This is a genomic window from Orenia sp. (assembly GCF_055140805.1).
Genome location: NZ_JBSQYM010000110.1, coordinates 1 through 10077 on the forward strand (window position 1 = coordinate 1; position 10077 = coordinate 10077).

Here is a 10077-nt window from a genome sequence, read left to right on the forward strand (position 1 = left end):
CCTAATTTAGTTTTTAAATTTTAATTCGTGCTATTCGCGTTAATTCGTTGCTACTTTTTTTAACCCCTTTAAACAAGTTATCCACAACCTCTAAAAAAGCATAATTTCCTTAATTATAAACAAAAAGCTAAGGTTGATTCTTTGACAAAGAATCAACCTTAGCTTTTTGTTTATAATTTAGTCTCTAAAAATTTACTTACTCCAGCATTGAATTAACCAGCAATTCCTACACTAGAAAACACACTATAAACTGCTATCATCGCAATAGTTATAGCTATTCCAACAGGATATAGTTTCTGCCAAGGAGTTAATTCTACTGCCTTCTTGTCTTCTAATATAAAAGCTGTTTTTCTTGGTTTTAATTTTCCGATAACTAACATAAGCGCAGAACAAATCACAAATAATATCGCTAAAATGTGTAAAAAGTGTACTCCTGTATCCCAGAATAATTGAGTTATTCCATAAGCAGTAATAAATACAAAGAGTGATATCTTAGCTGCAATTGCTGGTACTCTCTTTGTTACATATCCAATAAATACAATAGTAAAGATAGGTACATTATAGAATCCATTTACAGTTTGCATGTATTGGAAGAATCCTTGAGGTGCCTTAGCAATTAATGGCGCTACACACATGGCAAAGATAGCAAGTACTGTACCAATAATCTTTCCGCTCTTTACAAGCTCTTGATCTGAAGCATCTGGTTTAAATAATGGTTTAATAATATTTAATGAAAACAATGTTACAGATGAATTTAATGTAGAGTTAAAGGATGATAAAATCGCGCCAAATAGTACTGCTGCAAAGAATCCCACCAATGGCTTTGGCAATACTGCATTAACTAGTTTTGGATAAGCATGCATCGGTTCTAAACCAGGTCCGAACATATTATAAGCAATAATTCCTGGTAGAATTAAGAATGCAGGTCCTAATAATTTTAACGCTGCTGCTATAAGAACACCCTTTTGTCCTTCTTTTAAGTTCTTAGCTCCTAATGCTCTCTGCATGATATGTTGAGCTGTACCCCAATAGAAAAGGTTTACTAATAGCATTCCTGTAAACATAGTACTAAAGGGAACAGGATCTGATGAAGAGCCTATTGCATTTAATTTATCTGGTGTGTTTTGCATAATAGTTTGGAAACCTTCTATTGGTGAACCTCCACCTAAAGTCATTAAACCAAGAATAGGAACTAATAATCCACCAATAAGTAATCCAATACCATTGATTGTATCAGAAACTGCTACTGCCTTTAAGCCACCAAAAATAGCATAAATAGAACCTATAATACCTATAGCCCAAACTGTAACCCATAAACCAGTCCATTGACTAACACCTAATAATTGTGGAATATTAAACATTCCATTGATAGCTCTCGCACCTGAATAAAGAATAGGTGGTAAAAGATTTAATACATATCCAAATAAAAATAATATAGTAATGATTCTCTTAGTCCCAGAATCAAAACGTTCTTCTAAGAAATCTGGTATAGTTGTAATTCCACCTTTCAAATATCTTGGTAATAAATAAAAGGCAACTATTACAAGAGCAATTGCCGAGCCAACTTCCCAGCCCATTACCGACATATTATCTGTATAACCTTGGGCATTTAATCCGATTAACTGTTCAGTTGAGAGGTTAGTTAACATTAATGATCCACCTATTACCCATCCAGTTAAACTTCTTCCTCCTAGAAAATATCCATCTTGACTATCAAGGTCCTCGTTGCGTGTCAGCCTATAAGATATTAAGGCAACTAGACCTGTAAAGAATAAAAACGATATAATTGTAAATAGATTCATTATTTTTTCCCCCTTGTTTAATTAAAAGTGAGTACCCTTTAAAAACTTCTAGGATAGCTTAATTAACTTATAAAATAAAGTTACCAAAAATAAAACCCACTAATACCTTAAATATAGTATCTCTACAACTGTATATTATCTATTTTAATATACAGTTACTGATACTAATTCTAAGATATAGTGGGTTCTTATACCTATTATCAACTTATAACCACTTATAACTCTTAATATATAGTAGAATCTTATATTTAATGACTTTTTATCTTATTAAAGTACTTATTATAAAACTTAATTAATTAAATAAAGTAAGGGGGCTAAAAAAATATTTTTATCTTAGGTACTTATATTAGTAACCCCTCCTGCTAGATATATTATAGTGTATAACCATGATATTGTCAACCATTATTTTATATTTATAGATTTACTTTATTACCTTAATACCTCTCTAGCTTCATCTCTAAGTACCATTGATAACTCTCTCTAGCAGGTATTATAGCAGTTTTTCCTATCCTATCTGCCAAATACAGATCATCATAAATCCCAGTACAAGGCTCTAAAGCAATATTATAATCACCACGATAGCCACCTTGAGTCTTCCAAACCCCTAAATAAGGCACTTTATCAACTGGGAAGTTATAAATTAAACGCTCCTTAGTATCTGTATACTCTACTCCACATCTAGAGTTCTTTAATCTATGGGGAACGTAAAACTTCTCACAGTTATTAGCAGTTCTTGCTTCTACCTTACTCATATCAAGCTTTTTACCACTTTTAGTCTTAACAATTGGATATGAATGTAGCTCACCCCAGTCGCCTAAATATTGACTAGTCCTTTCTACATTTATTATCTTATCTTCTCCTTCCGGTAAAATAATTTTAGTATTTCGATGATCACAATTTAATAGAGCATGGGCAGTCCAAATAAATTTAAACTTCTCATCTGAAAGATTACTTACCTTATAATCTATTCTTATCCCATCTTCTTGTAAACTAACTTCTTTGCTTAGTTTATAAGGAAATCTTGGACTATAAACCTCAAAATTAAGTTTTTCTCCTTTAACTTCAGCTTTCCAAGGCAGAGCCCACACCTCACCATGGTCTGGGATAGGCGTTCCCGCCCAGCTACCATCTGGATAAAAACTGGCATCTATACTAGGAAAGACCTCATCAAATCCGCTAGAATCAAATTTGGAGAAATCAGCATTATATTTTGGAACTTTAAGCTCTTTATTATTACTTTGGAACAAAAACTCCCGCTTAGTTTCTTTATTAAAGAAAGAAACTATCTTAGCACCGTACTTTGGGATGAATTGCACCATTAATTGATTATTTCCCATGGTAATACTTTTTAAACCTTTGTAATTACTCTCTTTAATCATAATAAACCCCCTTCAAACCTCAGTATCTATAATAAATAATATATTTTTCAAAGTTAAGCAAAAAAGAAATTTGCGGGATTCTTATATACTTATATACTTAAATAGTTATACCCAAAATAACTATTTAAACATTCTTACTTGTGTCCCTTCTCCAATAGTTTAGCACCTTTAAATAACTCCTTTAATACTAAAGTTACTCCACCAATAGTTGCAGTATTTTCACCTAAATCTGTTGCAACTATCTTGGTATCTTTGGCTATAGTCTCTAAGGCTCTAACTTCAACAGTCTCTAAGATAGCTGAAAAGACATAGGATTTAGCTTTAACTATATCCCCTACAATCACTATCATCCTAGGATTTAATATATTTAAAAGGTTAGTAATTCCTATTCCTAAATATCTCCCAATCTCTTTTAAAATTTGCCGAGCTAACTCATCACCTTGATTAGCAGCTTCACAGATAGTTGTAGTAGTTAACTTATTTAAATCTCCATTTACCAAGGAAATTATCTCTGTTTGTATACCTTGCTTGATTAACTTTCTTGCTCTTTCAACAATTACAGTATTAGAAGCTAAACTCTCTAAACAACCATAATTACCACAACTACATTTTGGTCCATCATTATCTACTATAGTATGCCCTAGCTCTCCTGCACTATAATCAACACCATAATGGAGCTTACCACCAATCATAATTCCAGAACCAATTCCATTGCTAATATTAATGGTAATAAAATTATCAATCCCTTTAGCAACACCAAACCAACTTTCCCCTAAAGCCATAGCTCTTACATCATTGTCAATAAAAGTAGGTATATCAAACTTCTCTTCTATCAAGCCCTTAATTGCGACATCTTTCCAATGATAATGGGGGGCAAAGACAGAGATACCAGTCTGGCTATTAACTACACCATGAACCGCCATTCCAATTCCTATAATATCATCTTTAGCTATTTTATTATTGCTAATAATATTCTCAATTAAAGTAAATAGCCTCTCTAAAATATAATCTTGATCTATCTTCTCTAATCTCTCATGGGATTCAGCTAGGATACTTGCTTCTAAATCAGTCAATATAATCTCTAAGAAACCAGGCCCCAAGTTAACTCCTATCACATAGCCAGCCTTAGGATTTAATGTTAATAAGACTGGTGGACGACCTCCACTTGACTCTCCTAAACCAGACTCCTGAATAAATCCTCTTTTCATTAAATCTTTAGTAATCTTAGACACACTAGCAGGAGTTAATCCTGTAATTTCAGCTATATCAGCTCTAGAAATAGCTTTCTTAGTTCTAATCACCTCTAAAATAACAGAGATATTAAGTTGCTTCATCAAATCAAAACTACCCTTTAGCACACCATTCATTATTATCTCAACCCTTACATTTATTAATTTAACTAATTAAGTTTATATTGTTATTATAACATATTAGCTTAATAGTTAAAAGTTTATTTTATTTTCCTATGTATATTTCTTACTTTAGAATAAAACGGGATAAGCAATTATACCTATCCCAAAAAAATATTATCCTCCTTCTATTTCATTATATATTTCGATAATCTGTTCTTTAGCTTTCTGCGGCTCTTTAATCCAATTTGACCAATCTGGATGACTACTAATACATTTTAAAAATTCTACCCATTTATCACCTTCATCACTCTCAGCAATCTCTTCCCAAGGAGCAGGTAAACCTTCTTCTAGTAAGCCTTGTTCACAAGCCTGATAATAGGCCCATAAAATAGCCATAACCAATAGGTTAGGTTCTTCTACAGACTCAGCATGATTATCATTATCATCACCATTATAATTGACTGATATCTCAATATCCTCAGGGTTTATAGGTTCTGCTGAATTAATTCTAAAGTACCTCTCACATGTAATTTTAGTCAAATATTTATCTACCATTAATCAAACAACACCTCCTTTTATACTTTTAAATAGTATATGTTATGTATCATAGTTAAGTTTTGGTCATATAGAATTTAGATTAGATAAGTGTAGATACCCAGGTATCCACACTTATCAATGTAATGATTTAAACCTTCTAATTACGAAAATCAGGGCATGGTCCTAAATCTATAATCCTAAAATTCGTAACTTTTGCTTCAATACATAGATCAAATTTCACACAGAAAGCACGGTCAAAAGGCAACTTCTTCTTATCTTTACAATCTGGCTTACAACAGTCTTTGTGTGAGCCTTGTACAGCATTTTCACTCATAATTACCCCTCCTTCCATATTGTGTTAATATATACTATTCACAGTTACTAAATTTTGTCACAAAATAGGTCTAAGTCACTATCAAAAAAAAGGAGTAGAGTCGTAATTACGACTCTACTCCTTTTATAATAATTTTAAGTTATTTTATTTCTAAAATATCCTTAATCTCTGCTGTTATCTCTTGACTAGCACAGCTTCTATTATGTCTAATCTCTTTCTCCTCTAAGCCTTGCAAACCTCGGTGAATCTCCAAGTCAGTTACTTGATTTAGAGTGTCTAGAATTTTGAACTCATTCTCTTCTTCACTCTCTCCTTCTAAAGCCTCTAAGACTGATTTACTGAACTTGTAAGGATTTGCTGTAGAGTCAACTATAGTTACTGTCTGATCTCCAGTTTCTTTTAAATACTTCTGATAAGAGTCAATCCCTACTGCTGTATGGGTATCTAGAGTGTAGTTATACTCTTCAAAGACTTGAGCAATGGTAGCTTGAGTCTCCTCTTCTGTAGTCCATTCTCCTACAAAGATATCCTTAATCTTGGCTTTAGTAGCTGCATCGATCTCAAATCTACCAGTAGTCTTTAAGTCATCATACCATCCATTAATCTTCTCAGCATCATGTCCAGTCATCTCAAACAAGAATCTCTCTAGATTAGAAGAGATTAAGATATCCATCGATGGACTGATAGTCTTATGGAAATCACGATTGATATCATAAACACCTGTCTTAAGAAAATCTGTCAAGACCTTGTTTGTATTAGATGCACAGATAAACTTATTAACTGGTAGTCCCATCTGTGAAGCATAATAGGCTGCTAAGATATTACCAAAGTTTCCTGTTGGAACAGAAACATTTATCTTATCTCCGACTTCAATAGCTTCATCTCTAAGTAGATCAGCATAAGCTGCAAAATAGTAGATAATCTGTGGAACTAAGCGTCCCCAGTTGATAGAGTTGGCCGAAGAGAATTGGTAACCATTCTGATTGATTAATTGATTGAACTCAACATCTCCAAAGATCTCTTTAACAGCACTCTGACAGTCATCAAAGTTACCTTCAACACTGACTACTACCGTATTATCACCCTCTGTAGTCAACATCTGAGCCTCTTGTACCTTACTGACTCCATCATTAGGATAGAAGACAATAATCTTAATTCCATCTACATCCTTAAATCCTTCTAAAGCTGCCTTTCCTGTATCACCAGAGGTAGCTACCAAGATAACTATCTCCTTATCTGAATCACCCTTTTGAATCGCTTTCACCAATAAGTGTGGTAGTATCTGTAATGCCATATCCTTGAAAGCTGCTGTTGGCCCATGCCATAACTCTAAAATATAAGTATTATCATTCAACTTGACAACTGGTGCTATCTCCTCTTTAGCAAAAGTATTATCATTATAAGCTGCATTAATAACCTCTCTGATCTCCTCTTGACTATAATCAGTTAAAAACTTCTCTAATACTTGATAAGCAATCTCTTGATAGCTAAGCTTGCTCATCTGATAAATCTCATCTTTAGTAAAGATAGGTACATTCTCAGGCACAAATAATCCTCCTGTTGGTACCATCCCTAAACGAATCGCCTCTGCTGCACTGACTGAATCATAATTTGCCCGTGTACTGATATATTTCATCCTACTCCATCCTTTCTACTCGAAATCTCATTTTGCTTAATTATATCAAAGGAAGGGGTGGTTGACAATGTAGAATTGAGAAATCTCATATTAAAAACTCATCAGACCATTTTTAAAAAATAAACAACTTTAGAATATTAATTGAAAGAAACTAAATTTTGTTATATTATAGTAATTAATTGAATTTATCTAGAAGATTTGGAATTTAGGTATAATAGATATTAAGGACATGTATCGTTAATATCTATTATATAGGAGTTTAAACGAAGTATGTCGTTAATTAATTGTTATATGATATTGGACTATTTGTGGAAGAGAAGTTGTAATAAAAAAAGCCCTATTTTTATAGAACTTTTAAAGAATAAATTTATATTTTCTTTTACCATGTAGTATTCTTCGTATTTCAATTTCTTCAATATTTTCATTAACAACATAAAAGACTATATAATTATTTATTATAAGCATCCGATAGCCTTTTGATTATAAGTGATTATCTTTTGGGATCACTCCCATGTGAGGAAAACTACTTAATTGAGAAATAGTTTTATCTATTTGATTAAGAAAGTTTGAAGCTGTATTAGGACTGTCTTTTTGAATATATTCTAATATCTCTTCTAGGTCATTTTTAGCTATAGGTAGATAATTAACTTTAAACTGTTTACTCATTTAATTTAGCCTTCATTTCTTCCATTAGAGTATCATAAGAAATTTTTGAAACCCCAGCCTGGCTTTCTATTTCAGCATCACTAAGTTTTTTATATAATTCAAGTAGAGCTTTTTGTTTTTCATATAGCTCTATACTCATAACTACCATATCACCATGACCATTTTTGGTTAAAAATATAGGTTCACCATCTTCATGACATATTTCTGAAATTTGCTTAAAATTATTTCTTAAATCAGAGACAGGTCTAATGTTCGGCATAAAATCACCTCTTATTATTTTAGTATGTCATTATTATATCATAATTTTGATAAAATATAAATATTAATATTGTGATTTGATAATTACAAATAAATATGTTTAAAGAGCTTTTAGTTCAAAATAATTGGATAATTTAAATTTGAACTGCAATACATATTATTTGAAAGGGGTGTATAAAATGGATGAGTTAATGCTTATCAGACCTACATTAAAACATAAAAGAATGGCAGAAGAATTTAAACAAGAGTTTTTTGATTACGGTGAAACTGTTATTAACGGAAGTGCCCTGTTTGACCAAATGGATTATTTGGAGTGGCTAGATAATATAAAAAGAAATCAAAATCACGAAACTGTCAGAGCAGATTGGGTAGTTAGTGATACTTTTTTTGTTATCAGAAAATCAGATAAGAAAATAATCGGAATCATTGATATCAGGCATAACCTTGGAAATACTTTTTTATCTGCTTATGGAGGGCATATTGGTTATTCAGTAAGACCTAGAGAACGAAAAAGTGGGTATGCAACCTATATGTTAGGCCAGGGTCTTAAGTATGCTAAGAATCTTGGATTACTCAGAGTTATGCTAGGGTGCTATGCAGATAATTTGGCATCCCGAAAAACGATTGAGAAATATGGTGGTGTTTTGACTGAAGAAAAGACATATATTGATGGTAAACCAATGCTAATTTATTGGGTTACTCTTTAATTCTAGGAAATTAATATTATCTCATGAATATTATTGATTTTTGTGTACAACATCACATAACATATGATTAGCGACATGCAAATAGAGAATATAGTGCGAATTGGACTAACTTATGTAAGACTTAGGATTTATTTAGGATTAGGAGTATTAACTGGGAAGTTAAAAGAGAACATAGATAAATTTATTCTTTAATACAAATATAGTTTAAAAGTAAAATCAACTTTTAACCTTGAAATAGGGGGAACTTATGATGAAAATCAGAGAGATAAGGAAAGATGATATTGAGTTAGTCTGGGAATTAATTAGAAGAAACTTTGATGAAGTTATGATAAATCATCATTCAAAAGAGGTAATTGAGAAATTTAAAGAACATAATAAACCAGAAAAATTAAAAGGACAAATGAAATGGAAAGAAATCTATGTGGTCGAAAAGAATGATGAAATCGTTGGGACAGGAGCAATGGCTAACTTTGGCGATAATGATTTACCGAAGTATTCTATATCGAATTTTTTTATTAGGCCTGAATTACATGGGCAAGGAATAGGTAGGTTTATATTTAATCATTTGTTAATATCTATTAAGAAAAAAGATATAAAAAAACTCCATGTGCCTAGTAGTAGAACAGGGCTGGGATTTTATAAAAGAATGGGTTTTGTTGAAGATGAAGTTCAACCTGATAAAAAAGATGAAATAATTTGGATGACAATAGAATTATCTTAAAGTAGAGGTGAATATAATGAAAGTTGCTTTTGTAGTTTTTAATGGAATGACTGCATTAGATTTTATTGGGACTTATGACCCCCTAGTCAGACTAAAGACTATGGGCTTTATTCCAGATTTAGAATGGGAAATCTGCTCTTATTCTCAACAGGAGGTTGAAGAGTTTACAGGTTTAAAGTTGACTGCTACCAAAACAGCAGTCGACCTCAGTAATTTTGATTTAGTCATTATCCCAGGTGGTTTTGGAACTAGAACTTTAATTAAAGATACTAATTTCCTAGACTGGATTAAAACGGCTAAAGACTGTAATTTGATAGCATCAGTCTGTACTGGTTCTTTACTATTAGGAGCAGCAGGATTATTACAGGATAAAAAAGCTACTACTCACCCTAATGCCTTTACAGAACTTAAAGAATATTGTCAAGAGGTCTTAGATGAGAGGATTGTTGATGAAGGGAATATTATCACTGCTAGAGGTGTGAGCTCTTCAATCGATTTAGGACTATATCTCTGTGAGAAACTAGCAGGTTATGCGGTTAAAGAAAAAATTAGAAAACAGATGGATTATAAAAATTAACCTCACCTATATTATAGATAAACAACTTTAGAATGTAATTTAAATATCCTAATAATTTAATACCTTTAAGTTCTTAACTAAAAACCTTAAAAGATAACTTTCAGCAAC

At 32.0% G+C, this 10077-nt stretch carries 10 protein-coding genes and 1 pseudogene; 3 read left to right on the forward strand and 8 right to left on the reverse strand.

Going from position 1 to position 10077, the window contains the following annotated elements; translation table 11 throughout:
- Nucleotides 1–212 precede the first annotated feature (212 nt).
- From ACTCDL_RS11015 to ACTCDL_RS11050, 8 genes and pseudogenes are all read right to left on the reverse strand, one after another.
- Complete coding sequence (locus tag ACTCDL_RS11015; protein WP_463176539.1) at nucleotides 213–1802, reverse strand: solute:sodium symporter family transporter; 1590 nt, start codon at nucleotides 1800–1802, stop codon at nucleotides 213–215.
- Between the two features lie 434 nt (nucleotides 1803–2236).
- Nucleotides 2237–3181 carry an aldose epimerase family protein gene (locus tag ACTCDL_RS11020; protein WP_463176540.1) on the reverse strand — a complete coding sequence of 315 codons (945 nt, stop codon included), beginning with the start codon at nucleotides 3179–3181 and terminating at the stop codon, nucleotides 2237–2239.
- Between the two features lie 134 nt (nucleotides 3182–3315).
- Complete coding sequence (locus ACTCDL_RS11025) at nucleotides 3316–4548, reverse strand: ROK family transcriptional regulator (RefSeq protein ID WP_463176541.1); 1233 nt, start codon at nucleotides 4546–4548, stop codon at nucleotides 3316–3318.
- A gap of 159 nt (nucleotides 4549–4707) precedes the next feature.
- Nucleotides 4708–5088, reverse strand: a complete 381-nt coding sequence (locus tag ACTCDL_RS11030; RefSeq protein ID WP_463176542.1) for a hypothetical protein — start codon at nucleotides 5086–5088, stop codon at nucleotides 4708–4710.
- A gap of 139 nt (nucleotides 5089–5227) precedes the next feature.
- Nucleotides 5228–5404 (reverse strand): hypothetical protein, encoded by a 177-nt coding sequence (locus ACTCDL_RS11035; protein ID WP_463176544.1) that lies wholly within the window; start codon nucleotides 5402–5404, stop codon nucleotides 5228–5230.
- Nucleotides 5405–5543: 139 nt separating this feature from the next.
- Nucleotides 5544–7040, reverse strand: coding sequence for a threonine synthase (gene thrC / locus ACTCDL_RS11040; RefSeq protein WP_463176545.1), 1497 nt, complete (start codon nucleotides 7038–7040; stop codon nucleotides 5544–5546).
- Nucleotides 7041–7394: 354 nt separating this feature from the next.
- A pseudogene (locus ACTCDL_RS11045) lies at nucleotides 7395–7706 on the reverse strand (type II toxin-antitoxin system RelE/ParE family toxin).
- Nucleotides 7699–7965, reverse strand: a complete 267-nt coding sequence (locus ACTCDL_RS11050) for a type II toxin-antitoxin system Phd/YefM family antitoxin (protein ID WP_463176546.1) — start codon at nucleotides 7963–7965, stop codon at nucleotides 7699–7701. The pseudogene ACTCDL_RS11045 and the gene ACTCDL_RS11050 overlap by 8 nt, the downstream one beginning before the upstream one ends.
- 178 nt (nucleotides 7966–8143) lie before the next feature.
- Between ACTCDL_RS11050 and ACTCDL_RS11055 the strand changes: the two genes are divergently transcribed.
- From ACTCDL_RS11055 to ACTCDL_RS11065, 3 genes are all read left to right on the forward strand, one after another.
- Nucleotides 8144–8671 carry a GNAT family N-acetyltransferase gene (locus ACTCDL_RS11055; RefSeq protein ID WP_463176548.1) on the forward strand — a complete coding sequence of 176 codons (528 nt, stop codon included), beginning with the start codon at nucleotides 8144–8146 and terminating at the stop codon, nucleotides 8669–8671.
- 250 nt (nucleotides 8672–8921) lie between these two features.
- Nucleotides 8922–9392, forward strand: a complete 471-nt coding sequence (locus tag ACTCDL_RS11060) for a GNAT family N-acetyltransferase (protein ID WP_463176549.1) — start codon at nucleotides 8922–8924, stop codon at nucleotides 9390–9392.
- A 16-nt stretch (nucleotides 9393–9408) separates the two neighbouring features.
- The gene (locus ACTCDL_RS11065) at nucleotides 9409–9969 is read left to right on the forward strand and encodes a DJ-1/PfpI family protein (RefSeq protein ID WP_463176550.1); all 561 of its coding nucleotides are present in this window, start codon (nucleotides 9409–9411) and stop codon (nucleotides 9967–9969) included.
- Nucleotides 9970–10077: the final 108 nt, after the last annotated feature.